At 71.3% G+C, this 23,769-nt stretch carries 24 protein-coding genes; 12 read left to right on the top strand and 12 right to left on the bottom strand.

Features of this window, described 5'->3' with window-relative positions; translation table 11 throughout:
* Window positions 1–2 precede the first annotated feature (2 nt).
* Window positions 3–602 carry a hypothetical protein gene (locus tag ACFWVP_RS07375; protein ID WP_384494342.1) on the top strand — a complete coding sequence of 200 codons (600 nt, stop codon included), beginning with the start codon at window positions 3–5 and terminating at the stop codon, window positions 600–602.
* Between the two features lie 418 nt (window positions 603–1,020).
* Here ACFWVP_RS07375 and ACFWVP_RS07370 read toward each other — a convergent pair whose 3' ends face one another.
* Window positions 1,021–1,662 (bottom strand): hypothetical protein, encoded by a 642-nt coding sequence (locus ACFWVP_RS07370; RefSeq protein WP_384494340.1) that lies wholly within the window; start codon window positions 1,660–1,662, stop codon window positions 1,021–1,023.
* 182 nt (window positions 1,663–1,844) lie between these two features.
* On the opposite strand from ACFWVP_RS07370, the gene ACFWVP_RS07365 reads away from it, so the two are divergent.
* From ACFWVP_RS07365 to ACFWVP_RS07345, 5 genes are all read left to right on the top strand, one after another.
* Window positions 1,845–2,957, top strand: a complete 1,113-nt coding sequence (locus ACFWVP_RS07365) for a sensor histidine kinase (protein ID WP_384494339.1) — start codon at window positions 1,845–1,847, stop codon at window positions 2,955–2,957.
* Window positions 2,954–3,634 (top strand): response regulator, encoded by a 681-nt coding sequence (locus ACFWVP_RS07360; RefSeq protein WP_384494337.1) that lies wholly within the window; start codon window positions 2,954–2,956, stop codon window positions 3,632–3,634. The genes ACFWVP_RS07365 and ACFWVP_RS07360 overlap by 4 nt, the downstream gene beginning before the upstream one ends.
* A gap of 310 nt (window positions 3,635–3,944) precedes the next feature.
* Window positions 3,945–4,379: a hypothetical protein gene (locus ACFWVP_RS07355; protein WP_384494335.1), complete on the top strand. Its 435-nt coding sequence runs from the start codon at window positions 3,945–3,947 to the stop codon at window positions 4,377–4,379.
* 121 nt (window positions 4,380–4,500) lie between these two features.
* Window positions 4,501–4,893, top strand: a complete 393-nt coding sequence (locus ACFWVP_RS07350; RefSeq protein WP_384494371.1) for a thiol-disulfide oxidoreductase DCC family protein — start codon at window positions 4,501–4,503, stop codon at window positions 4,891–4,893.
* A gap of 10 nt (window positions 4,894–4,903) precedes the next feature.
* Window positions 4,904–5,722, top strand: a complete 819-nt coding sequence (locus tag ACFWVP_RS07345; protein WP_384494334.1) for a TetR family transcriptional regulator — start codon at window positions 4,904–4,906, stop codon at window positions 5,720–5,722.
* Here the strand turns inward: ACFWVP_RS07345 and ACFWVP_RS07340 are convergent.
* From ACFWVP_RS07340 to ACFWVP_RS07330, 3 genes are all read right to left on the bottom strand, one after another.
* On the bottom strand, window positions 5,709–7,262 hold the full coding sequence (locus ACFWVP_RS07340; protein WP_384494332.1) for an ABC transporter substrate-binding protein: 1,554 nt from the start codon (window positions 7,260–7,262) through the stop codon (window positions 5,709–5,711). The genes ACFWVP_RS07345 and ACFWVP_RS07340 overlap by 14 nt on opposite strands.
* A gap of 257 nt (window positions 7,263–7,519) precedes the next feature.
* Window positions 7,520–8,878, bottom strand: a complete 1,359-nt coding sequence (locus ACFWVP_RS07335; RefSeq protein WP_384494330.1) for a metallophosphoesterase — start codon at window positions 8,876–8,878, stop codon at window positions 7,520–7,522.
* A 68-nt stretch (window positions 8,879–8,946) separates the two neighbouring features.
* Window positions 8,947–9,192: an SCO4848 family membrane protein gene (locus ACFWVP_RS07330; protein WP_384494328.1), complete on the bottom strand. Its 246-nt coding sequence runs from the start codon at window positions 9,190–9,192 to the stop codon at window positions 8,947–8,949.
* Between the two features lie 121 nt (window positions 9,193–9,313).
* On the opposite strand from ACFWVP_RS07330, the gene ACFWVP_RS07325 reads away from it, so the two are divergent.
* Window positions 9,314–10,561, top strand: a complete 1,248-nt coding sequence (locus tag ACFWVP_RS07325) for a D-alanyl-D-alanine carboxypeptidase family protein (protein WP_384494326.1) — start codon at window positions 9,314–9,316, stop codon at window positions 10,559–10,561.
* Here the strand turns inward: ACFWVP_RS07325 and ACFWVP_RS07320 are convergent.
* Window positions 10,509–11,429, bottom strand: coding sequence for a YihY/virulence factor BrkB family protein (locus ACFWVP_RS07320; protein ID WP_384494325.1), 921 nt, complete (start codon window positions 11,427–11,429; stop codon window positions 10,509–10,511). The two genes, ACFWVP_RS07325 and ACFWVP_RS07320, sit on opposite strands and share 53 nt — an antisense overlap.
* A gap of 127 nt (window positions 11,430–11,556) precedes the next feature.
* On the opposite strand from ACFWVP_RS07320, the gene ACFWVP_RS07315 reads away from it, so the two are divergent.
* Together ACFWVP_RS07315 and ACFWVP_RS07310 are read left to right on the top strand one after the other, a co-directional pair.
* Window positions 11,557–12,906: an FAD-binding protein gene (locus ACFWVP_RS07315; RefSeq protein ID WP_384494323.1), complete on the top strand. Its 1,350-nt coding sequence runs from the start codon at window positions 11,557–11,559 to the stop codon at window positions 12,904–12,906.
* Window positions 12,907–12,947: 41 nt separating this feature from the next.
* The gene (locus ACFWVP_RS07310; RefSeq protein ID WP_384494322.1) at window positions 12,948–13,706 is read left to right on the top strand and encodes a decaprenylphospho-beta-D-erythro-pentofuranosid-2-ulose 2-reductase; all 759 of its coding nucleotides are present in this window, start codon (window positions 12,948–12,950) and stop codon (window positions 13,704–13,706) included.
* A gap of 19 nt (window positions 13,707–13,725) precedes the next feature.
* Here ACFWVP_RS07310 and ACFWVP_RS07305 read toward each other — a convergent pair whose 3' ends face one another.
* Both ACFWVP_RS07305 and trpS read right to left on the bottom strand, forming a co-directional pair.
* Entirely contained in the window at window positions 13,726–14,316 is a 591-nt protein-coding gene (locus tag ACFWVP_RS07305) for a 2'-5' RNA ligase family protein (protein ID WP_384494320.1), read from the bottom strand.
* Between the two features lie 102 nt (window positions 14,317–14,418).
* Window positions 14,419–15,432 carry a tryptophan--tRNA ligase gene (gene trpS / locus ACFWVP_RS07300; protein WP_384494318.1) on the bottom strand — a complete coding sequence of 338 codons (1,014 nt, stop codon included), beginning with the start codon at window positions 15,430–15,432 and terminating at the stop codon, window positions 14,419–14,421.
* A 223-nt stretch (window positions 15,433–15,655) separates the two neighbouring features.
* Here trpS and rocD point away from each other — a divergent pair, with 223 nt between their 5' ends.
* The gene (rocD, locus tag ACFWVP_RS07295) at window positions 15,656–16,861 is read left to right on the top strand and encodes an ornithine--oxo-acid transaminase (protein ID WP_384494316.1); all 1,206 of its coding nucleotides are present in this window, start codon (window positions 15,656–15,658) and stop codon (window positions 16,859–16,861) included.
* 108 nt (window positions 16,862–16,969) lie between these two features.
* On the opposite strand, the gene ACFWVP_RS07290 is transcribed toward rocD, so the two are convergent.
* The 3 genes from ACFWVP_RS07290 to ACFWVP_RS07280 all read right to left on the bottom strand — a co-directional run bounded on the left by ACFWVP_RS07290 (window position 16,970) and on the right by ACFWVP_RS07280 (window position 19,957).
* Entirely contained in the window at window positions 16,970–18,157 is a 1,188-nt protein-coding gene (locus ACFWVP_RS07290; protein WP_384494315.1) for a glutathionylspermidine synthase family protein, read from the bottom strand.
* A gap of 6 nt (window positions 18,158–18,163) precedes the next feature.
* On the bottom strand, window positions 18,164–18,439 hold the full coding sequence (locus ACFWVP_RS07285) for a hypothetical protein (protein ID WP_384494313.1): 276 nt from the start codon (window positions 18,437–18,439) through the stop codon (window positions 18,164–18,166).
* Window positions 18,440–18,562: 123 nt separating this feature from the next.
* On the bottom strand, window positions 18,563–19,957 hold the full coding sequence (locus ACFWVP_RS07280; protein ID WP_384494312.1) for a PLP-dependent aminotransferase family protein: 1,395 nt from the start codon (window positions 19,955–19,957) through the stop codon (window positions 18,563–18,565).
* Between the two features lie 47 nt (window positions 19,958–20,004).
* Here ACFWVP_RS07280 and ACFWVP_RS07275 point away from each other — a divergent pair, with 47 nt between their 5' ends.
* Together ACFWVP_RS07275 and ACFWVP_RS07270 are read left to right on the top strand one after the other, a co-directional pair.
* The gene (locus tag ACFWVP_RS07275) at window positions 20,005–20,517 is read left to right on the top strand and encodes a carboxymuconolactone decarboxylase family protein (RefSeq protein WP_384494310.1); all 513 of its coding nucleotides are present in this window, start codon (window positions 20,005–20,007) and stop codon (window positions 20,515–20,517) included.
* Window positions 20,518–20,551: 34 nt separating this feature from the next.
* Window positions 20,552–21,289, top strand: coding sequence for an isocitrate lyase/phosphoenolpyruvate mutase family protein (locus ACFWVP_RS07270; protein ID WP_384494308.1), 738 nt, complete (start codon window positions 20,552–20,554; stop codon window positions 21,287–21,289).
* Between the two features lie 69 nt (window positions 21,290–21,358).
* Here the strand turns inward: ACFWVP_RS07270 and ACFWVP_RS07265 are convergent, their stop codons facing one another.
* Both ACFWVP_RS07265 and ACFWVP_RS07260 read right to left on the bottom strand, forming a co-directional pair.
* Window positions 21,359–22,348 (bottom strand): malate dehydrogenase, encoded by a 990-nt coding sequence (locus tag ACFWVP_RS07265; RefSeq protein WP_384494306.1) that lies wholly within the window; start codon window positions 22,346–22,348, stop codon window positions 21,359–21,361.
* Window positions 22,349–23,167: 819 nt separating this feature from the next.
* On the bottom strand, window positions 23,168–23,758 hold the full coding sequence (locus ACFWVP_RS07260; RefSeq protein ID WP_384494304.1) for a DUF3017 domain-containing protein: 591 nt from the start codon (window positions 23,756–23,758) through the stop codon (window positions 23,168–23,170).
* Window positions 23,759–23,769: the final 11 nt, after the last annotated feature.

Raw genomic sequence — 23,769 nt, 5'->3', positions numbered from 1 at the left:
TTGTGAGCGATCCGAATCCGTACGCGGACGACTCATACAAGTGGGGCCCGCCCCAGCAGCCGGGCAACCCGCCCACGATGCCGGACGGGCAGGGCTACGGCTACCCGGCGCCGGGCGCCGCTCCGGCGTACGGCTACCCCCAGCCGCTGCCCGATTCCGCGGCGCAGCCCGGTCCGGGGTACGGCTACCCGGGCCCGGGGCAGCCGACGCAGCCCGGTTTCAACCTGCCGGTGCCGCAGGGGCAGCCGGGGGCCGGTGGGGTGCCGATGCTGTCGTTCGGTGACATCACCGTCATGAACGACGGCATCGTGACGCCGGCCGGCACGATGCCGCTCAAGGGCGCGGTGTGGACGGCGACGGACATGTCGCGCACGGAGGAGAAGATCCCCACCGTGGGGATCGTGCTCGCCATCGTCTTCGCGCTGTTCTGCCTGATCGGTCTGCTCTTCCTCCTGATGAAGGAGAAGCGGACGACCGGCTTCGTCCAGATCACGGTGACGAGCGGTGGCCGCCACCACTCGACGATGATTCCGGCGACGGGTCCCGAGACCTTCCCGATGGTCATGGCCCAGGTCAACACCGCGCGCTCCATGAGCGCCTGAGAGCTGGCTCGCCAGCTCTTGGCGGGCGGTCGACGTACGGGCGTAGCCGATCCGGATCGGCCGTACGTGCGGGGCGGGCGCGACGGCGAGCGCCGGGCCCTGCTTCCACGCGCGGCCGGGGTCGCGGTCGGCGGGCACCAGGATCTCCCGTTCCTCGCGGAGCCCATCTTTGGACCAGGCCCAGGGTGAGCAGTCCGAGTGCCTCGGCCGGCAGGCTGAGGCCGGTGAGGTGGAAGGACCCGGCGCCGGGGGGTTTCCCCGGGTGAAGGAACTCGTCGGTGAATCCGGAGTCCCGACCCGGGGCGATGGCGGTGCGCCACAGCCCGGACGGCACCAGGGTCAGCGCGGCGGCGTGTGCCGCCGGGCGGACGGAACGAGGGACTCGTGGCGCGGGACGGGCATCCCGGCGACCAGGGTGTCAGCCACGGCGGATCGCCGCCTCGGGCTGCGTGGGAGACTTGGTGATCTCGGCGTGGACCACCTTGAAGCCGCCCTTGATCACGGTAGTGAACGGTGCGGGGGCCATGCACGTACCTGCCTGCGGCCTTACGAGCCGGCCGTTCTCATCAACGTTCCCTGGATCGACGTTCACCACCCCCCAGGAGAAGCCGAGCCGGCCCGGCTCGCCCTCGCCGCCCTGCTGGACGCTGATGCCCAGCCGGGCGCCGACCTCCTCGACGTTCGACTTCGTCACGATCGCGGTCAGGGTCGCCGTCCGGCCGCTGGTGACCAGGCAATCCACCTGGCCCTCCGCCCACCCCGTGGCTTGGCCCCTGGGGGTGTGGGAGAACTTCAGCGTGCCCCGGGCATCTGTGGGCAGTCCCTCGGGGGCATTGGGGGGCACCGGCCGGATGAACGGCGTCTGTTCGGCATGGATGGTGAAGCGGATGTCGTCGTTGATCGACTCTATGTAGGAGATTCGCGCTTCCCCATGGACGCTCGCGGTCTTCGCCGGCTTCTTCTCGACGGACGCGGCCGAGGCTGCGGGAACGGGCCCGGCAGCAACCAGCCCGGCGAGGACGGCGACGGCTGTCGTAGCGCCTATTGCGGTGTTCCGCATGATGAACTCCCTTGATGTGAAGGGTTCTTGTGTTGCCGTGGTCGGCTGGACGGCTCAAGCTTCACCCCCGGCGCCCCCGCGATCCCATCCGCCGATCGGCACAAAGATCGCGCCGTCGCCCGGCCCTTCTATGCCGTTCGGCAGAGAGCCCTGCCACCTCGCACACCCGTACGCTGATCACCATGTGGGAAACAACCGGCGCGGCCGTCGGGGTGTTTGGCGCTCTGCCGTCGCTCGCGGCCGCGGGCACGGTGGTGTGGGCCGTTGCCCGTCCCCGTGCCGCAGTTCGTCAGCGGCTCGGCCGCCTCGCCCGCCCGACCACGGTCTGTGCGGTCCTCTCCCTGATCTCCAGCTTCGCCCTGCCGAAGGCTGGTTTCGGCTCCGGCTGGAAGCTGGCGGAGGCCGCCGTCCTGCTCCTCCTCCTGGCCGTGGTCACCCGCTGGTCACCCCTGCGCGAACTCGCGTCGGCCCTCCCGCTGACCGCCCTCGCGGTGACCCTCTGGCCGCTGCCGCTGGTCACCGGTGAGTCCTTACTGGAATCCATCGGAATCGCCACCTTCTGGCTGCTTCCCGTAGCCGCCGCGGTGGCGGTCGGCGCCTACCCCCGCCGCCAGGAACTGCGTCGCCGGAGCGCGGTGGCCGAGGCCCGCAGCGCCCAGCGCCTTCAGCTTTCACGCGACCTGCACGACTTCGTCGCCCATGACATCAGCGGGATCGTCGTCCAGGCCCAGGCGGCCCGCTTCGTCGCCGCCACCGACCCCTCCCGGGCGGTGCTCGCCCTGGAACGCATCGAGAAGGCGGGCCTGAGCGCCCTGGCCGCGATGGACCGGACCGTGGAGATGCTGCACGGTCCGGAGGCGCCCGCCACCGAGCCGCTCCCCGATGTGTCCCAACTGCCTTCTCTGATAGAGAGCTTCACCTCAGCGGGAGCCACCGAGGCGCATCTGGACCTGCCTCCCCCGGTCTCGGAGGCGCTCTCCCGCGAGGCGGGCTCTGCCGCGTACCGCATCGTCGTCGAGGCGCTGACCAACATCCGCCGGCACGCCCCCGACGCCTCCCGCGCCACCGTCGCGTTCACCCGCACGGCCACCACCGTGGAGATCCGGGTCACCAACGACCGCGGTGCCCGCCTCGCCCCGGCCCGCCGCCGCGTCTCCCGGGGCGGCCTCGGCCTCCCCGCTCTCACCGAGCACGCCCGGGCCCTCGGCGGAACCCTCTCGGCGGGGCCGCACGGCGAGAGCGGCTGGCAGCTCACCGCCTTCCTGCCTGCCACACTCCCGAAAGAGACCCCATGACGACGCCCCTCGGCCCGACCCGCATCCTGATCGCCGACGACCAGGAGGACGTACGCAGCGGCTTCCGCCTGATTCTCGGCTCGCAGCCCGACATGACCGTGGTCGGCGAGGCGGCGGACGGCCTCACCGCCGTGGAGCTCGCCCGCACCCTGCGCCCTGACCTGATCCTCGCCGACATTCGGATGCCAGGACTGGACGGGCTCGAACTCACCCGGCGCCTCGCGGGCCCCGGCGTACCCGACCCGATGCGTGTCCTCGTCGTCACCACCTTCGACCACGACGACTACGTACGCACGGCACTGCACGACGGCGCCTGCGGGTTCCTGCTCAAGCGCTCGGGCCCCGGGCTGCTGATCGAGGGGGTCAGGGCGGCGATGGCCGGGGACCTCCTCATCAGCCCCCAGATCACGGTCCGGCTGCTCCAGACCCTTGCCCCTGCCTCCGCCCCGGCAGCGCCCACGGCCCTGTCGCCTCTCACCGCCCGGGAGGGCGAGATCGCCCGGCTGGTAGCCGAGGGCCTCACGAACGCCGAGATCGGCGAGAAGCTCTTCATCTCGGCGGGCACCGCCAAGACCCACATCGCCAACGTCCAGGCGAAGCTGAAGGCCCGTAACCGGGTGGGTATCGCCGCCTGGGCCTGGAAGAACGGATTGGCCGGTCTGGGCCCACGTGAATAAGGGGAAGGCGGCGAGACGTCTGGGGCCGTCGACCGAGGCGTTCCGGGCGCCTTCCGGTCAGGTGTCGACCGGGTGGGACGAGGCGCCGGCCTCCGGACCCCTTCCGGACCACCTTCGGACCCCCTTCTCGACCCGGGCGAACTGAGGGCCGGGCTAGCCAAGGCCCTCACCGGCTGAGTCCGCGTCACCCCCCTTCCGCTTCCCCCGATCCAGCGTTCCGGCCTCCACCGGGACGCTACTTGAACATGTTCAAAGACGGGTCTACAGTCATGGCATCAGCATTTTGAACGCGTTCAAGGGAGGGTGGGGCATGGACCTCACTGTGCTCGCGTACGTCATCTACCTACTCATCAGCGTGGCGCTCACCATCTGGGTCGCCCGCACGCTCAGCCGCAACGGCAGGGTCTTCCTCGCCGATGTGCTCCAGGGCAACGAGAAGCTCGCGGAGGCCGTGAACCACCTGCTGGTGGTCGGCTTCTACCTGGTCAACCTGGGCTTCGTGACCCTCTACCTGAAGAACGCCGACGGGGTGGCCGACGCCCGGCAGCTCTTCGAGGCACTGTCGGTGAAGGTCGGCGTCGTCCTGCTGGTCCTGGGTGTGATGCACCTGGGCAACGTCTACGTGCTCAACAAGATCCGCCGGCGCGGACTCATGGAGCGCGAGCAGACCCCGCCGGTGCCGCCGCAGGGCTGGGCCGGACCCGGGAGCCAGGGCCCCTGGGCCGCACCCGCCACCGGGAGGTGAGCCGGCCGTGACGGACACCCCGGGCGGTGACGGCCGCGCACACGGCCGGACAGCGCACCGCCAGGGCCGGGACGGCCACGCGCCCGCCCCGGCCGCGTACCCTCCGGTCACCCGGCTCACGGTGCTCTACGACGACCGGTGCCCGCTCTGCGTCCATCTGCGGCACTGGCTGCACAAGCAGCGCCAGCTCGTCCCGCTCGATCTCGTCCCGGCCGGTTCGCGGGAGGCGGTGCGCCGCTTCCCCGGGCTCGACCACGCGGGCACGTTCGAGGAGATCACGGTGGTCGGGGACCGGGGGCAGGTCTACCGGGGGACCGCCGCCTGGATCGTCTGCCTGTGGGCGCTGGCCGAACACCGGCCCAGAGCCCACTGGCTGACCACTCCCCTGGGCCGTCCGTTCGCCCGCGCGACGGTCCTCGCCGCCGCGAAGTACCGGTCCGTGACGGCGGAGCCGTGCGGCCCCGCCGACGGACGGTGCCGGCTGCCGGATCCGGCGGGCGGATCTCCCGGATAGCCTGGTGACCGTGGTGAAGGATGAGAAGAACGTGGCTGACGCGAGCACAGCGAAGCCGGCCGGAGCAGGCAAGACGGACAGGACCGCCAAGGCCCCCAAGAGCGAGCAGACCCGCACGCTGATCCTGGAGACCGCGCTCAGGCTCTTCGAGGAGCACGGGTACGACCGGACGACGATGCGGGCCATCGCCAAGGAGGCCGGTGTCTCCGTCGGGAACGCCTACTACTACTTCTCCTCGAAGGAACACCTGGTCCAGGGCTTCTACGACCGGATCGCCGCCGAGCACGAGGCAGCGGTCCGGCCGGTCCTGGCCGGCGACCCGGATCTCGCCGTACGCATCCGCGGTGTGCTGCTCTGCTGGCTGGACGTGGCCGAGCAGTACCACCGCTTCGCCGCCCAGTTCTTCAAGAACGCCGCCGACCCGGACAGTCCGCTCTCCCCCTTCTCGGAGGAGTCCGTGGCCGCCCGCGAGGCGGCGATCTCCGTGCACGAGCGGTGCCTCGCCGGATCCAGCACCAGACACGACCCGGAACTGGCGCGGCTGCTCCCGCAGTTGATGTGGCTGATGCAGATGGGGCTGGTGCTGTTCTGGGTCTACGACCGGACCGAGGGCACCGAGCGCAGCCGCCGGCTCGTCGAGCGCATCGCGCCGATCGCCGCACGGGCGATCGCGCTCTCCCGTTTCCGGGTGCTGCGACCGCTCGTGCGGCAACTCACCGACCTTCTGGTGGAGTTCATGCCCGGTACGGCGAAGCGCCCGGGGCAGGACGCCCCGGGCGCTTCGGAGGAACCGGACGCCCCGAGCGCCCAGGACATCAGATCCAGCTGAGTTCCCACAGCCGCCAGATCCCGGTGCCGTCCGAGAGGTACTGGGAGCCGGACACGTCCGCCTTGCTGACGACGTAGTCCTTCTTCTGCCACAGCGGGATCAGCGGCACGTCCTCGCCGACCAGCTCCTGGAGCTTCTTGAAGTCGGCCGAGGTGCGGCTGCGGTCGCTGTACTGCTGCGTGGCCGCGATCAGCGAGTCCATCTTCTCGCTGACGTAGCCGTTGTGGAGGCTGCTGTCCCGGCCGACCAGCGGCTGGCTGAAGGTGTCGGGGTCCGGGAAGTCGGGGAGCCAGCCGACGGTGTACGCGTCGTAGTCACCGGCCGCGTACCCCTTCTGGAAGTCCTCCCACTTCACGGCCTTCTCCGCGACCTCGAACAGGCCGCTCTCCTCCAGCTGGCGGACCAGCTCGGTGCTCTCCTTCTGGTTCGCGTCCTCGTCGCGGTGGGCGAAGGTGATGGGCAGCGGGATCTGCGCCCCGGCCTCCTCCATCAGCGCCCTGGCCCGCTTCAGGTCGGGCTCCGGATAGGAGTCGAAGAAGGGGGTGCTGTGCCCGATGTAGCCCTGCGGGATCAGCGAGTAGAGCGGTTCGACGGTGCTCTTGTAGACGTCGGTGACCAGCGGGCCGCGGTCGATGATCCACCCGATGGCCTGCCGGACCTTCCTGTCCGAGAGCGCCGAGTCCTTACGGACGTTGAAGACGAGGTTGCGGATCTCCGCGCTGTCCGCCTCGGTGACGCGCTGCTCGGTGGAGGCGACGTCGAGCCCGGCCAGGTCCTCCGGCGGCAACTGGCGGTGCGTCACGTCGATGTCTCCGGCCTTCCAGGCCGCCCGGAGCGGCTCGGAACCGGCGAAGTAACGGATGTCGACCGGCACACCGGTCTCCTTCAGCGCACCCCTGTACGTCGGGTTCGGGACCAACTGCGCGCGCACGCCCGGCTCGTACGACTTCAGGGTGTACGGACCCGAGCCGTCGACCTCGTTGTCCGTGCGGAGCTTGTCCTTCGGGTACCGGGTGGGGTCGACGATGGACCCGGCGCCCGTGGCGAGCTTCTGCGGGAAGGTCGCGTCCCGGGCCGAGAGGTTGAACGTCACGGTGCGCCCCTCGGCCACGATCGTGTCGAGGCTGGGGAAGAGCACCGAGGGGCCGACGTCCGTCTTGATCTTCAGCATCCGGTCGAAGGAGTACTTGACGTCCGCGGCGGTGAGCTTGCGGCCGTTGGAGAACGTCACGTCGTCCCGCAGCTTGCACTGGTACGTCTGGAGCTTCTGGCCGACGAAGCCGCAGCTCTCGGCCGCGTCCGGCTCCGGCACGATCGCCCCGGACTTGAAGGTCATCAGGGACTGGTAGAGGTTGCTGTAGATCGCCCAGGAGCCCGCGTCGTAGGCGCCTGCCGGGTCGAGGGAGGTCACCTCGTCCGACGTACCGACCGCGATCGGGTCCTCGTTCACCTCGTCCGAGGGGAGCAGTTGCCAGACGCCGACGCCGACGATGATCAATACCGCGAGAATCGCGAGAATCCGAAGCCGGATCAACCGCATGTGCCGTGCTCTCCCTTACCAGCCTTGCCACGGTCCATGTGCGCAGATGCGCACATTGCCGCATGTTCGTGCTCACCCAATCACACGATTTTCACATCTGGAAGAGCAAATCGGCTGCTCACGGCATCTTGTTCGATATACGCCGAGAAACAGCCCGAATTGGGCATGACACAGCCTCCCACCAGGGACTTCCGTCGCTGCGCGTGATGGCTGTGTGTGATTTGCGTGGTCGGACAAAGCAGTTGCTCGGGCGACGCTCAGGCCTGCCGGGAAGCGAGCTCCACCACGGTGATGTCGGAGGGCGCGCCGACGCGGACCGGGGGTCCCCACGCGCCCGCTCCACGCGAGACGTAGAGCTGGGTGTCGCCGTAGCGTTCGAGTCCGGCGACGGTGGGATTGGCGAGGCCCGCCAGCAGGTTCCCCGGCCAGAGCTGTCCGCCGTGCGTGTGGCCGGAGAGCTGGAGGTCGACTCCGTGGGCGACGGCGTCGTCGATGACGACGGGCTGGTGCGCGAGGAGGACGGAGGCGCGGCCGCGGTCCCGGTCACCGAGCGCCCGTACGAAGTCGGGTCCCTGGCCCTCGCTTTCGCCCGCGATGTCGTTGACACCGGCGAGGTCGAACCCGCCTATCTCGACCCGGGCGTTCTCCAGCGGGTGCAGACCGAGCTCCCGTACGTGGTCGACCCACTCGGCGGCACCGGAGAAGTACTCGTGGTTGCCGGTGACGAAGTAGCTGCCGTGGCGGGCCTCCAGCCCGGCCAGCGGTTCGGCGGCGGTGCCCAGGTCGGCGACGGACCCGTCGACGAGGTCACCGACGACGGCGACCAGGTCGGGCCGGGTCGCGTTGATCGCGTCGACGATGCGCCGGGTGTGGGCGCGGCCCAGGATGGGGCCGAGGTGGATGTCGCTGACGACGGCGATCCTGAAGCCGTGCGCGGAACGCGGCAGTTTGGCGAGCGGCACGGTGACGCGCTTGACCCGAGGCCCACGCAGTACGCCGTACGTGCCGTAGCCGACCGTGCCGAGCCCGGCGAGGGCGGCGGCGCCGCCCACGGCCCGGGCGACGAACAGCCGCCGCGAGGGGTCGGCGACGGGCGGGGCCGCCGGGGTCTCGGGGCGGGGCGCGACGTCCGTACGGGTGCCGCCGGGGCCGTCGGTGACGGCCGTCTCGCCCGTGGCGGTGGTCGTGGTGGTGCTTTCGACGGTGCCGGTGCTTCCGGCCGTGACGGGGACCGCCTCGGTCCGGGGGCTCGTCGAGGGCTCCTGCGCGTCCACCGAGGGCTTCCGGGCGCCCGCGGCGGACCTGCGTGCGAGGACCCGGCGCAGGAGGGGGCGTACGGCCTCCCCGGCCAGCAGAGCCAGCGTCAGGTACAGCAGCACCGCCAGCCACAGGTATCCCGGCCATGCCAGCACCTGCTGCAGCCAGAACGGGAAGCCCACGCGGGCCGACGACAGGGCGCCGAGGCTCAGCACGGGCAGCACGAAGGCCGCGACCGTACCGGCGCGGCGAGCGGGGCTGCCCTTCGCCGTCGTGTCACCGACCAGCCGGCGCCACACGTAGCGGTGCACGCCCGCGAGCAGCGCGAGGACCGCGACCATCACCAGAACAAAGACCACGATCACTTACGCTCCCCCACCCACCCGCTGGCCTGCCGCTGCCCGGACTCTCACCTTTGCCCGGCTTGTCATGTGCGTTCGCGCCGCAACGCCCTGACACCACGGAACCCGACGACTCCGACGGCCGTCCCCAGAAGAAACGACGTGATGGTGAGCAGCAGATGGACCCAGAAGTACGCGGTCGGGTCACCGGCGTCGTCGAACGCGAGGCCGCTGCCGTCCTTCCACAAGTTCTTGGCGAAAGTGATCCAGATGAACCAGCTCCACACCCCGAAGGCGAGCAGGAACCAGGAAACGGGGCGGCTGAGCTTCATGCACCCAGTATCGCCGCCGCGTTCGAGTCCGGGTGTCCGGGGTGGGCTGTCCCGGCGGCACGCACGGCGGGTCAGGCCATCCGGGTCCCCATCCACATCCACGCCCTGTACGTTTCCGACCGTGCCTGCTCTGAAAAAGACCGTATCGACGGTCCTCTCCGCCGCGTTGCTGTCCGTATGTGTCGTCGGCCCCGCAGGGGCGGCCGACAAGGACAAGACCGACGACAAACAGCCCAAGCCGACGGGCCCGATGTCGACCGTGGGCGGCAAACGCCTGGGCGAGGTGGGCACCCAGGTCCAGCTGGGCCCCGGCGCACCGGTGCTGCCGAAGAAGCTCACGGGCCGGTCGTGGATCGTCGCGGACGCGGAGAACGGCCAGGTGCTGGCGTCCCACAACGCCCACTGGCGGCTGCCGCCCGCCTCCACCCTCAAGATGCTCTTCGCCGACACGGTCCTGCCCGCCCTGCAGCCGAAGACCATGACCCACATGGTGTCCGAGGAGGACCTCGCCGGGGTCGGTGAGGGCAGCTCCCTGGTGGGCGTCAAGGAGGACCACAGCTACACGGTCCACGACCTGTGGCTCGGTGTGTTCCTGCAGTCGGGCAACGACGCGGTGCACGTCCTGTCCGAGATGTACGGCGGTGTCGACGCGACGGTCGCGGCGATGCAGCGGCACGCCGAGGAGCTGCAGGCCCTCGACACGAAGGTCGTCTCGCCCGACGGCTACGACGCCCCGACCCAGGTCTCCAGCGCGTACGACCTCACACTGTTCGCCCGCAGCGGTCTGCAGAAGGCCGACTTCCGCGAGTACAGCGCGACGGCCACCGCGCAGTTCCCCGGTGAGAAGAAGAAGGGGAAGAAGCGCGAGACCTTCGGGATCCAGAACACCAACCGGCTGATCACCGGTGACATCGGGGTGGACCCGTACAAGGGCATCGCGGGCGTCAAGAACGGCTACACGACGCACGCGGGCAACACCTTCACGGGAGTCGCCGAACGTGACGGCAAAGTGCTCCTCGTCACCGTCATGAACCCGTCGTCCGAGGAGAGCCACGCCGTCTACAAGGAGGCCGCCAGCCTGCTCGACTGGGGCTTCGCGTCGAGCGGCAAGGTGACCCCGGTCGGCGAGCTGGTGCCCCCCAGGTCCGCCGCCACGGGAGCCGGGAAGGGCGCCCGGCCGGCCGGCGGCTCGACCAAGGCGGACGCCAGGGTGGATGCCGCCGCGGCGGCCTCAACCGCGGGCTCGGGCGGGGCCTGGATCGCGCTGTCGATCACGGGCGGACTGCTGGTGGTCCTGGCCGCCGGAGTGTTCCTGGTCAACCGGCGCTGGCCGCTCCCCGACCTGGTGCGTCGCCTTCCCCGTCGCTGACCGCCGGGACCGTTTCCTCCTTGCTCGGCGTCGCCGTCCAGGCGGCGCAGAGCAGCAGCAGCTTCGCGCTGAGGTTGATCCACAGGAGGAGCGCGACCGGCACCCCGAAGGCGCCGTACATGCTCTTCGACGCGACGTCCTTCATGTAGCTGCCGAGGAGCAGCTTGAGCAGTTCGAAGCCGACCGCGCCGACCAGCCCGGCGACGATCAGCCGGCGGCGCGGCGGCTCCACGCCGGGCAGCAGGGTCAGCAGGTAGACCAGCAGCAGGAAGTCGGCGAACACCGCCACGGCCAGGGCGGCGATCTGGAGCAGCACACCGCCCGCCCCGTCCTCGGGGATGCCCAGGAGGTCGGCCGTCCAGCCGATGGCGGTCGAGCCGACCAGGGAGGCGGCCAGGGTCACCAGCGCCGCGCCGCCCAGGCCGAGCAGCAGCCCGGCGTCCTTGAGCCTGCGGACAACCGGGTTGCCCTCGTCCGTGTCGTCCTTCTCCCAGACGGCACGCAGACAGTCCCGCATCGAACCGACCCAGCCGATGCCGGTGAAGAGCAGCAGCGCGCCCGCGACCAGCCCGACCGTGCCCGCGTGTGCCACCAGGTTGTCGATGCCGAGCTGGTCCGAGATCCCGGGGACCTGCTCGGCGAGCTTGTCCTCGATCTTGCCCAGCTGTTCGGTGGAGAGCAGGGCGGCACCGACCGCCGCGCCCACCGCGATGAGCGGGAAGAGCGCGAGGAAGCTGAGGAAGGTGATCGCCGCGGCGAGCCTGGCCCAGTGGGCCCGCTCCAACGTCTCGTAGGAGCGCCAGGCGTGCGTCTCCATCAGCCGTGCGACGAGCGGCCCGATGACGGGAAGTCTCTTCAGCCAGTCCATGACGTACGCGTACCCTTCCGGGCCCCGAAAACCGACGTCCGGCGCTTCCCGACTCGCTGATCACCCATTTCGGTGAGTGTTGTAACAAATCCCTCAAATGGGTTTTCCCGGGCTATACGGTCACGTCATGTCTGTCGACACGGTGTCCATGACCGGCTGGGGCCGCACCGCCCCGACGACCGCGCTGCGGTTCCGCCCCCGCACGTACGAAGAGGCCGTGGTCGCCGTGCGCGGCTGCGGGCCGCGCGGGGTGGTCGCGCGTGGGCTGGGCCGCGCCCACGGCGACGCCGCGCAGAACGCGGGCGGTTCGGTGGTCGACATGACCGCGCTGGACCGGATCCGGTCGGTCGACGCCGTCACGGGCACGGTCGTCTGCGACGCGGGGGTGAGCCTGCACCGCCTGATGGGGGTGCTGCTGCCGCTCGGCTGGTTCCTCCCCGTCACGCCGGCCACCCGCTATGTCACCGTCGGCGGGGCGATCGGCTCCGACATCCACGGCAGGAACCACCTGAGCGCGGGCTCCTTCGCCCGCCACGTGCGGGCCCTGGAGCTGCTGACCGCCGGGGGTGAGGTGCGTACGGTGCTGCCGGGCACCGATCTGTTCGACGCGACGGCGGGCGGTCTGGGGCTGACCGGGGTCATCCTCTCCGCCACCCTCGCCCTCCGGCCCGTGGCCACCACACTGATGTCGGTGGACACCGAGCGGGTGGCCGATCTGGACGAGGCGATGGCCCGTCTCACCGCGACCGCCAGCAGCGCGCCGTACGCGGCGGCCCGGGTCGATCTGCTCGCGCGGGGAAGGGCCACGGGACGTGCCGTACTCACCCGGGGGGAGCACGCACCCCTGAACGCGCTCCCCGCGCACGCCCGGCGCACACCGCTCGCGTTCCGTCCCCTCCAGCTGCCGGCCACTCCCGCGTTCCTGCCGCGGGGGCTGCTCGGACGTGCCTCCGCGACGCTCCTCAACGAGCTCCGTCATCGCAGCGCTCCCGCGTCCCGCACCGGGGAGCTCCAGAGGATCTCCTCGTTCTTCCACCCCATGGACGCCCTCGCGCACTGGAACCGCGTCTACGGCCGGGAGGGCTTCGTGCGGTACCAGTTCGCCGTCGGGGACAGGCACGGGGAGACGCTGTACCGCATCGTCCGACAGCTCTCCGTGCGTCGCTGCCCGGCCGTGCACGCCGTGCTCAAACGGTTCGGCGAGGGCGGTACTGGCTGGCTCTCGTTCCCCACGCCCGGCTGGACCCTCTCCTTCGGGCTGCCCGCCGGACTGCCCGGTCTGGCACGGCTGCTGGACGGTCTCGACGAGGAGGTGGCCGCGGCCGGCGGCCGGGTCTGCCTGGCGAAGGACGCCCGGCTGCGGCCCGACGTACTCGCCACGATGTACCCGCGGCTGCCCGACTTCCGTGCCCTGCGCCGGGAGCTGGACCCCGCCGGGGCCTTCCGGTCCGACCTGTCCCGCCGCCTCTCGCTCTGAACCCGCACCCCCGCTCTGTCATCGTCACTAGGAGTTCCCCTGTGAAGGACGCCTTCGGTGCCCCGCAGTCCCTGCTCGTCCTCGGCGGCACCTCGGAGATCGGACTGGCCACCGCGCGCCGGCTGATCGCCCGCCGCACGCGCACGGTCCGGCTGGCCGGGCGGCCCTCCCCCGCCCTGGACCGGGCCGCCGCCGAGCTGCGCGGGCTGGGCGCCGACGTCCGCACCGTCACCTTCGACGCGCTGGACTCCGCGTCGCACGAGGAGGTGCTCGGGAAACTCTTCACCGAGGGCGACATCGACATGGTGCTGCTGGCCTTCGGCATCCTGGGCGACCAGGCGCGCGACGAGGAGGAACCGCTCTCCGCGGTCCGGGTCGCCCAGACCAACTACACGGGGGCGGTCTCCGCCGGGCTCGTGTGCGCCGGCGCACTCCAGGCGCAGGGTCATGGATCGCTGGTGGTGCTCTCCTCGGTGGCCGGGGAGCGCGCGCGCCGGGCCGACTTCATCTACGGCTCCAGCAAGGCGGGCCTGGACGCCTTCGCCCAGGGGCTCGGGGACGCGCTGCACGGCACGGGGGTGCACGTCATGGTCGTGCGCCCCGGCTTCGTACGGTCGAGGATGACGACCGGGCGCGAGGAGGCGCCGCTCGCGACGACCCCGGGCGCGGTCGCGGACGCGATCGTGACGGGCCTGCGGCGGCGCTCGGAGACGGTGTGGGTGCCCGGCGCCCTGCGGGTGGTGATGTCGGCCCTGCGGCACGTGCCGCGTCCGCTGTTCCGGCGGCTTCCGGTGCGGTAGGGCCGGGGCCGCACGGGGGTCAGGACCGCAGGGACGGCTGGTCGACGGAGCAGCCGCCCTGGACGGGTACGGCGGGTGTGCCGCCGCCCGCCCGGAACGGGAACTCGTTGATCTTGCGCCAGACGCTGTCCGCGCCCTGCTCGTACAGCGCGAAGGATCCGCAGGTCCAGGCCGCCTCGTAGGAGGAGAGCTCCTCGTAGGCGCGGTCCATCGCCTCCTCGGCGATACCGTGCGCCACGGTCACGTGCGGGTGGTACGGGAACTGGAGCTCGCGGACCAGGGGCCCGGAGGCCTCCCGGACCCGCTTCTGGAGCCAGGAACAGGCCGAGGCGCCCTCGACGACCTGGACGAAGACGACCGGCGACAGCGGCCGGAAGGTGCCCGTCCCGGACAGCCGCATCGGGAAGGGGCGGCCGGCCGTGGCGATCTGGGCGAGGTGCGCCTCGATCGCCGGCAGCGCGGCCGCCTCGGCCTCGGTCGGCGGGAGAAGGGTGACATGGGTGGGAATGCCGTACGCGGCAGGGTCCCCGAAGCTCGCGCGCCGCTCCTGGAGCAGGCTCCCGTAGGGCTCCGGGACCGCGATCGAAACGCCAAGCGTTACGGTCCCCACATCGTTCTCCTCAATCGTCGACGGTCGGTTTTCGGTCGTGCCGACACGCGTGCCGACGCCAGTGTGACCCCTGGGGCCATGATCTCGCCAGGGTCCTTGGACTCAGTGCTTCGCGGGCAGAAGTCCCATGCGGTCGTAGGTCTGCGCCAGCGTCTCCGCGGCGACGGCCCTGGCCTTCTCCGCCCCCTTGGCCAGGAGCGAGTCGAGCGTCTCCGGGTCGTCCAGGTATTCCTGCGTACGGGTGCGGAACGGGGTGACGAACTCCACCATGACCTCGGCGAGGTCGGTCTTGAGCGCACCGTAGCCCTGGCCCTCGTACTTCTGTTCCAGATCCGTGATCGCCAAGCCGGTGAGCGTGGAGTAGATGCCCAGGAGGTTGCTGACGCCGGGCTTCTTCTCCGCGTCGAAGCGGATCACGGTGTCCGTGTCGGTGACCGCGCTCCTGACCTTCTTGGCGGTGGCCTTCGGGTCGTCCAGGAGGTTGACGAGACCCTTCGGCGTGGACGCCGACTTGCTCATCTTGACCGCCGGGTCCTGGAGGTCGAAGATCTTGCCCGTCTCCTTGAGGATGTACGGCGCCGGGACGGTGAACGTCTGTCCGTAGCGGCCGTTGAAGCGCTCGGCGAGGTCACGCGTGAGCTCGATGTGCTGGCGCTGGTCCTCGCCCACCGGGACCTGGTCGGCCTGGTACAGCAGGATGTCGGCGACCTGCAGCACCGGGTAGGTGAAGAGGCCGACGGTCGCGCGGTCGGCGCCCTGCTTGGCGGACTTGTCCTTGAACTGCGTCATGCGGGACGCCTCGCCGAAACCGGTGAGGCAGTTCATGATCCAGCCGAGCTGGGCGTGTTCGGGGACATGACTCTGGACGAACAGCGTGCAGCGCTCGGGGTCGAGACCCGCCGCCAGCAGCTGGGCGACGGCGAGCCGGGTGTTCGCGCGCAGCTCCGCGGGGTCCTGCGGGACGGTGATCGCGTGCAGGTCCACCACCATGTAGAAGGCGTCGTGGGACTCCTGCAGCGCCACCCACTGGCGCACCGCGCCGAGGTAGTTGCCGAGGTGGAACGAGCCTGCGGTGGGCTGGATTCCGGAGAGCACACGGGGTCGATCAGAGGCCATGGACCCATTGTCTCAGGTACGGCGGGGATCTCCGGCAGCCGGTGCGGCGAGAACCGGGGGCGCACGGATGCCCGCCGGCGGCGGAACGCGGCGGGCGGGACGGAAAACACGACAGGGGCGCACGAGGGGGCGCGCCGCGCTGCGGAGGTTTCCTCGTCCCCGATGCGACCGACGATACAAAGTGGGCACACCCCGCCCACGCCGCACGACGAACGGAGATCCCGTGTCGACCACGGAGAACGCCATCGCCTCCGCCGAGGCGCACAGTGCGCACAACTACCACCCCCTGCCGGTCGTCGTCGCCTCGGCGGACGGCGCCTGGATGACCGATGTCGAGGGCCGCCGCTACCTGGACATGCTCGCCGGCTACTCGGCGCTCAATTTCGGCCATGGCAACCGGCGTCTCATCGACGCCGCCAAGGCCCAGCTGGAGCGTGTGACGCTGACCTCGCGCGCCTTCCACCACGACCGGTTCGCCGACTTCTGTACGCAGCTCGCGGAGCTGTGCGGCATGGAGATGGTCCTGCCCATGAACACCGGGGCGGAGGCCGTGGAGACGGCGGTGAAGACCGCCCGGAAGTGGGGTTACCGCGTCAAGGGCGTCCCGGACGGCATGGCCAAGATCATCGTGGCCGCCGACAACTTCCACGGCCGGACGACCACGATCATCAGCTTCTCCACGGACCCGGAGGCGCGGGCCGACTTCGGCCCGTACACGCCCGGGTTCGAGATCGTGCCGTACGGGGACCTGACCGCGCTCGCCGCCGCGATGACGGAGAACACCGTGGCGGTCCTGATGGAGCCGATCCAGGGCGAGGCGGGGGTACTGGTGCCGCCGGCGGGTTATCTCGCCGGGGTACGGGAGCTGACCCGGGAGCGGAACGTGCTGTTCGTCGCGGACGAGATCCAGTCGGGGCTCGGCCGGACCGGCAGGACCTTCGCGCTGGAGCACGAGGGCGTCGTGCCCGACATGTACGTGCTGGGCAAGGCGCTGGGCGGCGGTGTCGTGCCGGTGTCGGCCGTGGTCTCGTCGGCCGCCGTGCTGGGAGTCCACCGCCCCGGCGAGCACGGGTCCACGTTCGGCGGGAATCCGCTGGCGTGCGCCGTGGCGCTCGAGGTGATCGCGATGCTGCGCACCGGTGAGTTCCAGCAGCGGGCGGCGGAGCTGGGCGACCATCTCCACCGCGAGCTGGGGCTGCTGACCGGCGGGGGCGCCGTCCGGGCCGTACGGGGCCGGGGGCTGTGGGCCGGGGTCGACATCGCCCCGGAGCTCGGGACGGGCCGGGAGATCTCGGAGAAGCTGATGGACCGCGGTGTGCTGGTGAAGGACACCCATGGCTCCACGATCCGGATCGCGCCGCCGCTGGTGATCAGCAAGGAGGACCTGGACTGGGGCCTGGACCAGCTGCGCGGAGTTCTGGAGGGCTGAGGCTCTCCGTCGGGGCCGGGCCTGGCCTGCGTGGTCCGGCCCGGGCGCGTACGGTCGGCCGGGCCCGTGCGGTCAGTACGGCCCGCCCGGCCCGCCCGGCCCGTGCGGTCAGAGGATGACGTGGGGCAGGAAGCGGGCGTACTCGTCCGTGACCGGGCCGGCCGATTCCCTGATGCCGAGCCCGGCGGCCTCGTTCTCGACCACCCAGGCGCCGAGCACGACCCGGTTGCCCGCGAAGTCGGGGAGCGGCGCCAGCTCCTGGTAGCAGCAGGGTTCGTCGCGGGGCACCGGTGCGCTGCCCGGTTCGTGGAGCACGACCCCGGCGCCCTCGCGGCCGAGCAGGGGCTTGGACACGTAGCCCGGTCCACCCTCGGCGGCCAGTTCCCTGGGGCCGTCGAGGTAGGCGGGCAGCAGGTTGGGGTGCCCGGGGTACAGCTCCCACAGGATCGCCAGCAGCGCCTTGTTGGACAGGAGCATCTTCCAGGCGGGCTCTATCCAGCAGGTGGTGCCGGTGCCGCCCCCGTTGTCGAGGGTGTCCAGGACGTGCGGACCGAAGCGGTCGGTCGTCAGCCACTCCCACGGGTAGAGCTTGAAGCAGCTGCGGATGAAGCGGAGTTTCTCGTCGACGAACCGGCCGGTCAGCCGGTCCCAGCCGATCTTCTCGACGGACAGTGCCTCGGTGTCGATCCCGGCCTGTGCCGCGGTCTCGCGGAGGTAGGCGACCGTCATCAGGTCCTCGCCCAGCTCGTCGCCGTCGGAGTGGGCGAAGTGCAGGGGGCCCGGCGGCAGCAGCGGCGCCTGCCGCTTCCAGGCGGCGACGAGGCGTTCGTGCAGGGAGTTCCACTGGTCGGCGCCGGGGAAGCGCTCCTCCATCCAGAACCACTGAGCACTGGCGGCCTCCACCAGCGAGGTGGGGGTGTCGGCGTTGTACTCCAGCATCCTCGCCGGGCCGCCGCCGTCGTAGCGCAGGTCGAAACGGCCGTACAGGGAGGGGAGTTCGTCGCGGCGGCGCCAGGACTCGGTGATCAGTCCCGCAAGCCTGGGTTCGGTGATGCCCAGGTCGGCGAAGCGGTCGTGCTCGACGATGTGCGCGGCCGCGGCCAGGCACATGGTGTGGAGCTCCTCCACGACCTCCTCCAGCGCCTCGACCTCGGGCAGCGAGAAGACGTAGTAGGCGCTCTCGTCCCAGTACGGGCGCAGCGATCCGTCCGGGTAGCGGGTCAGGGGGTAGATGAGCCCCTGTTCCTCGACGGTCTCCTGCCAGCCGGGACGCGGCTCGACGGTGCGGCGCTCCACGATGTCTCAGCCGCCGCTGGACGTGGAGGAACCGAATCCGCCGCTCTCGACCGCGGACTTGTTGAAACTGCCGCCGGAGACCCGGTTGTTGGAGCTGCTGCCGCCGTAGTAGTACGACCCGCTGCCGCTGCTGTCACTGCACTCGTAGCTCGGCAGGATCTCCTGGGTGACCGGGTCCACGCACCGCCTGTCCGGTTCGGAGCCGCAGGCGGTGAGCGTCGCCGCGAGTACTCCCATGCCGCCGAGCAGCACGGTGCCCGACCTGAACCTGCGCCTGTCCATGTTCTCCCCCGTCGTGCTCCGTGCTGCCGTTCAGCCACCGGACTCGCAGTCAGATTAGATGCCCGCCCATCCTGGCTGAAACCCGGTGTGCCCGTCACTGCGCGCGCGTACGGGCGTCCGCGCCTACGGCAGCACCCGGCAGAGCGCGTCCAGGGCCCCCGCCCACCCGCTCTCGGACGGAGATCCGTAGCCGATCACCAGACCGTTACGGCCGTCCGCGTCGGGATGCCGGAAGCGGGTGAGCCCCTGCAGGGCGAGTCCCTGCCAGGCCGCCGCCTGGACGACCGCCTGTTCGGTGCCCTCGGGGAGTTCGAGCACGGCGTGCAGCCCGGCCGCGATGCCGCTCACCCGGAAGCCCGGCGCCCGCTCGGCGAGGGCCTCGACGAGCTGGTCGCGGCGGCGCCGGTAGCGCAGCCGCATCGAACGCACATGGCGGTCGTACGCCCCCGAAGCGATGAACTCCGCGAGCGTCAGCTGGTCCAGCACCCCGGACATCCAGTCGGTACCGCCCTTCGCCGCGTTCACCTCCCCGACCAGGTCCTGCGGCAGCACCATCCAGCCCAGCCGCAGCGCCGGAGCCAGCGACTTGCTTGTCGTCCCCAGGTAGACGACCCGTTCCGGATCGAGCGCCTGGAGCGCGCCCACCGGCTGCCGGTCGTAGCGGAACTCCCCGTCGTAGTCGTCCTCCAGGACCAGCCCCTGTGCCGACCGCGCCCAGTCGATCACCGCGGTCCGCCGCCCGGGGTGGAGCGGGACACCGGTCGGGAACTGGTGCGCGGGGGTCAGCAGCACCGCGCCCACACCCCGCATCCCGCCCAGCTCCCCGGTGACGGCCCCGAGCCCGTCGACGGGCAGGCACGGGGTCCCGAGCCCCGTCCCGGCCAGCAGGTCCCGGTGGATGTCGAGACCGTACGACTCGACGGCCGCCTCCCGCACCCGGCGCCGCCGCAGCACCTTCCCCATCAGCGTCAGCCCGTGGACGAACCCGGAGCAGATCACGATGTGCCCGGGGTCGGCGTACACCCCGCGCGCCCGCGCCAGGTACTCCGCCAGCACGGTGCGCAACTCGATCCGGCCCTGTGGATCGGCGTAGCCGAAGGACTCGTCGGGGGCGGCGGTGAGGGCACGCCTGGCGGCCTTGAGCCACTCCGCGCGCGGGAAGGACGAGAGGTCCGGCGATCCGGGCACGAGGGAGTGGGCGGGCCCCCGCGCCTGCCTGGACGAGGGTGTCCGCGCGGCGGGCGCGGCCACGGCCGCGCGCTCGGCGACCCTGGTCCCCGAGCCCTGCCGCGCGGTGAGCCAGCCCTCGGCGACCAGCTCGGCGTAGGCGTCGGCGACGGTGTTGCGGGCGACCCCGAGGTCGGCGGCGAGCGTCCGCGACGAGGGCAGCCCGGTGCCGGGGGCCAGCCTTCCCGTACGGACGGCCTCCCTCAGCGCGTCCGTCAGCCCGCTGCGCAGCCCCGTTCCGACGGGTTCGAGATGCAGATCGGCACCGAAAGCGGCCCAGGAATCCGTCATGGAAATGGACCATACCGGTGCGCCACCCGCGCCGTAGCGTCGTAGGCATGACGACCCACGAACACCCGCCCGCGCCTTCCGGCCACGCCCCCGAACACCCCGCCCGTCTCGCGTGGGCGCAGCTCGCCCCCGATGTCTACAAGGCCATGGTCCGGCTGGACGCGGCCTCCCGTAAGGGTCTCGACCCGACGCTGCTCGAACTGGTGAAGGTCCGTGCCTCGCAGATCAACCGCTGCGCGCTCTGCCTGGACATGCACAGCAAGGACGCGCTCGCCGCGGGCGAGTCCGTCGAACGGATCGTCCAGCTCAGCGCCTGGGAGGAGTCGCGGCACTTCTACACGGAGCGGGAGCTGGCGGCGATCGAGCTGACGGAGGCCGTGACCGTGCTGACCGACGGTTTCGTGCCGGACGAGGTGTACGCGAAGGCCGCGGAGCACTTCGAGGAGGCGGAGCTCGCCCAGCTGATCGCCGCCATCACGGTGATCAACGCGTGGAACCGGTTCGGGGTGGCCACCCGTCAGGTACCCGGCCACCACACGCCCGGCGACATCAAGCACTGAGTCTCCGCGCATGCCCTCACACCCCGGAGCACCGATGAACGAGCCCGCGTCCGTCTTCCGCGCGTTGCATCACGGCCGCCCTCCCGGCGACCCGCTGGTCCTGCCCGGCCCGTGGGACGCGGCGAGTGCCCGCGCCTTCGAGGACGCCGGATTCCCCGCGCTGGCGACGCCGAGCGCCGGGGTCGCGGCCTCCCTCGGCCATGAGGACGGGCACACGCCCGCCGCCGCGATGTTCGCGGCGGTGGCCAGGATCGCGCGTGCCGTGTCCGTGCCCGTGTCGGCCGACGTCGAGGGCGGGTACGGGCTGGCCCCGGAGGAGCTCGTGGAGCGCCTTCTGGAGGCGGGGGCGGTGGGCTGCAATCTGGAGGACTCGGCCGACGGGGTCCTCGTCGAACCACACCGGCAGGCCGACCGGCTCGCCGCGGTGCGCGCGGCCGCGGGCGGGCGCCTCTTCGTCAACGCCCGCGTCGACACGTACATCCGGGGCGTCCCGGCCGGCACGGACGTCGTCGGCGAGACGATCGCCCGCGGCCGGCTCTACGCGGCGGCGGGCGCGGACTGCGTCTACCCGATCACGGCCCCGGCCACCGATCTGCCCCGGCTGTCCGCCGCCCTGCCGGTCCCGCTCAACGCCAACGGCACACCCGACGGCCCGTCCGACGCCCGCCGCCTCGGCGGGCTGGGCGCGGCCCGGGTCACCTTCGGACCGCTGCTGCAGCGCAGGGCCGCGGACGCCGTGCGTGGGCTCGCCCAACGGCTGCGCGGCGACTGAGCCCGTACGCCCGAAGGGGCGCCCCCTGCGGCGTGTGCCGCGCGGGGGCGCCCCTTCGGGCGTGTCGGATCAGATCAGGCCGAGCTCGCGGACCGCGTCGCGCTCCTCGGTGAGCTCCTGCACCGACGCGTCGATGCGCGCACGGGAGAAGGCGTTGATGTCCAGGCCCTGGACGATCTCGTACGTGCCGTCCTTCGTGGTGACCGGGAAGGAGGAGATGATGCCCTCGGGGACGCCGTAGGAGCCGTCCGACGGGATACCCATCGAGGTCCAGTCGCCCTCGGCGGTGCCGTTGACCCAGGTGTGCACGTGGTCGATGGCGGCGTTGGCGGCCGAGGCCGCCGACGAGGCGCCACGGGCCTCGATGATCGCGGCGCCGCGCTTGGCGACGGTCGGGATGAAGGTGTCGGCCAGCCATGCCTCGTCGTCGACGAGCTCGGCGGCGTTCTTCCCGGCGATCTCCGCGTGGAAGATGTCCGGGTACTGGGTCGCCGAGTGGTTGCCCCAGATGGTCAGCCGCTTGATGTCGGAGACGGCGGCCCCGGTCTTGGCGGCCAGCTGCGAGATCGCGCGGTTGTGGTCCAGGCGGGTCATCGCGGTGAAGCGCTCGGCCGGTACGTCCGGGGCGGCGGCCTGCGCGATGAGCGCGTTGGTGTTGGCCGGGTTGCCGACGACGAGGACCTTGATGTCGTCCGCGGCGTTGTCGTTGATGGCCTTGCCCTGCGGCTTGAAGATGCCACCGTTGGCGGAGAGCAGGTCACCGCGCTCCATGCCCTTCGTGCGCGGGCGTGCGCCGACCAGGAGGGCGACGTTCGCGCCGGCGAAGCCCACGTTGGCGTCGGCCGTGATCTCGATGTCGCGCAGCAGCGGGAAGGCGCAGTCGTCGAGCTCCATCGCGGTGCCCTCGGCGGCCTTCAGGCCCTGCGGGATCTCGAGGAGTCGCAGGTTGACCGGCACGTCCGGGCCGAGCAGGTGGCCGGAGGCGATGCGGAAGAGCAGCGCGTAGCCGATCTGGCCGGCTGCGCCGGTCACGGTGACATTCACGGGAGTGCGGGTCATGGCGATCTCCGTTAGACAGCTGGCGGTGGGGGTTTCCTGCCCCTGGTGTGGGATACCTCTGAATCTTGACGTGAAGAGATATCCAGCGGTCAGGCTATCCGACCCGCACGTTCCCGGCCGCCCGCCCCCCCTGTGGGACCGCGCACAGCCGGTCACGCACCGCGTTCCTGACCGTCCCCTCACCCCGCCGTGGTGCGGCCGGTCGTCCCGGCGGCGAGTGTCGCGCGGGCCTTCGCGTCGGACGCCTCCCGCACCGCGGCCATCGGGGTGTACGTGTCCGCGTCGGCGTCCACCGTGCCGTCCTGCCCGGGCTCTCCTCCCGCACCGATCCGTACGGGGTCCGCACCGCTCCGTACGGGGTCGCCCGGGGCGGCCTGGGTGCTGCGCGCCCGTGCGGCCCCGCGGGTAACGCCTTCCGGCGAGGCATTGCCTCCCCGATTGTCTCCCCCGGCTGTGTTGTGTCCCGTGGTGGCCGTGCACGGCCAGGACTACCCGGAAGAATGCACGGAGGCAGGGGTCAGTTCCGGACAAAGTGGCGCACAGGGACATTCGGTGCGTACCACGCGCGCCGCGCGCGCCGGTCGTCGCACATCGTCGCCAGGCGATCACACGGTGGCGGAATGGTCACTTCCGTGCCACAGGCGCCAGGCATACCTTGATCCAGGTACCGCATGTACATGACGCTGGAGGCAGGACGGGGCAAGGCCGCTCACGTCGCCTCGTCACGGTGCTTCTGGCACCGGGACGCGCCGTCCGGTGTCCGTCCCTTCTCGGGGGAGGGGACGGACACCACCGCGACCCGCCGCGTGGGGCCGGGTCCTAGCGGATCGTGAAGTGGACGACGTCCTGAAGGATCGGGACATGCAGCCACGGCTTGGGCTGCGCCATCAGCGCGAGCAGCACGATCAGCACGCCCATGAGGCCGTACGTGACGAGATCGGTGAACCGGGACCGCACGGCCAGCATGCCGACGGAGGGGACGATCCAGCGCAGCACGGCTCCCACGAGGAGGGCCACACCGATCAGCATCGCCCCGATCCGGAAGGCCTCGGTGAAGGGGTCGGTACCCACGATCAGCAGCCCGGCCCCGGCGGTGCAGAGCACCGTGAGCAGCGGCCACTGCCGTGCGGGGGCGGGCGCGTCGCCCGGTGCCGCCCGGCCGCCGCCCTCGGGGCGGGCGGTGTCGTGGGTCAGTGAGAAACGGCGCGACCGGGCCCTGGTGGAGCCGCTGCCCGCACCTTCCCCGCTCGGCCCGTCGGACGTGGCATCGGGCTCACCGGCCGTGGCGTCGGGCTCACCGGCCGTGGACGTAGCCGTGGCGGCCTTCTCCTCGGACCCCGTGGCGGGTCCGGCGTCCTCTGTCGCACCGGGGGCGGGCGAACCGTCCGCCGGACTCGTGCCAGCACCCATCGTGTTCCTTC

The sequence above is a fragment of the Streptomyces sp. NPDC058637 genome (assembly GCF_042717325.1).
Lineage (GTDB): Bacteria > Actinomycetota > Actinomycetes > Streptomycetales > Streptomycetaceae > Streptomyces.
Note: the sequence above shows the minus strand (reverse complement) of the source record. Positions and strands in the feature narration are given on the sequence as shown.

Excerpts from the sequence above, each read along its gene's own strand:
- ACFWVP_RS07370 (WP_384494340.1), bottom strand. The coding sequence starts at position 1,662 with ATGCGGAACACCGCAATAGGCGCTACGACAGCCGTCGCCGTCCTCGCC.
- ACFWVP_RS07365 (WP_384494339.1), top strand. The coding sequence starts at position 1,845 with ATGTGGGAAACAACCGGCGCGGCCGTCGGGGTGTTTGGCGCTCTGCCG.
- ACFWVP_RS07360 (WP_384494337.1), top strand. The coding sequence starts at position 2,954 with ATGACGACGCCCCTCGGCCCGACCCGCATCCTGATCGCCGACGACCAG.
- ACFWVP_RS07355 (WP_384494335.1), top strand. The coding sequence starts at position 3,945 with ATGGACCTCACTGTGCTCGCGTACGTCATCTACCTACTCATCAGCGTG.
- ACFWVP_RS07340 (WP_384494332.1), bottom strand. The coding sequence starts at position 7,262 with ATGCGGTTGATCCGGCTTCGGATTCTCGCGATTCTCGCGGTATTGATC.
- ACFWVP_RS07330 (WP_384494328.1), bottom strand. The coding sequence starts at position 9,192 with ATGAAGCTCAGCCGCCCCGTTTCCTGGTTCCTGCTCGCCTTCGGGGTG.
- ACFWVP_RS07320 (WP_384494325.1), bottom strand. The coding sequence starts at position 11,429 with ATGGACTGGCTGAAGAGACTTCCCGTCATCGGGCCGCTCGTCGCACGG.
- ACFWVP_RS07315 (WP_384494323.1), top strand. The coding sequence starts at position 11,557 with ATGTCTGTCGACACGGTGTCCATGACCGGCTGGGGCCGCACCGCCCCG.
- trpS (WP_384494318.1), bottom strand. The coding sequence starts at position 15,432 with ATGGCCTCTGATCGACCCCGTGTGCTCTCCGGAATCCAGCCCACCGCA.
- ACFWVP_RS07285 (WP_384494313.1), bottom strand. The coding sequence starts at position 18,439 with ATGGACAGGCGCAGGTTCAGGTCGGGCACCGTGCTGCTCGGCGGCATG.
- ACFWVP_RS07280 (WP_384494312.1), bottom strand. The coding sequence starts at position 19,957 with ATGACGGATTCCTGGGCCGCTTTCGGTGCCGATCTGCATCTCGAACCC.
- ACFWVP_RS07275 (WP_384494310.1), top strand. The coding sequence starts at position 20,005 with ATGACGACCCACGAACACCCGCCCGCGCCTTCCGGCCACGCCCCCGAA.
- ACFWVP_RS07270 (WP_384494308.1), top strand. The coding sequence starts at position 20,552 with ATGAACGAGCCCGCGTCCGTCTTCCGCGCGTTGCATCACGGCCGCCCT.
- ACFWVP_RS07265 (WP_384494306.1), bottom strand. The coding sequence starts at position 22,348 with ATGACCCGCACTCCCGTGAATGTCACCGTGACCGGCGCAGCCGGCCAG.
- ACFWVP_RS07260 (WP_384494304.1), bottom strand. The coding sequence starts at position 23,758 with ATGGGTGCTGGCACGAGTCCGGCGGACGGTTCGCCCGCCCCCGGTGCG.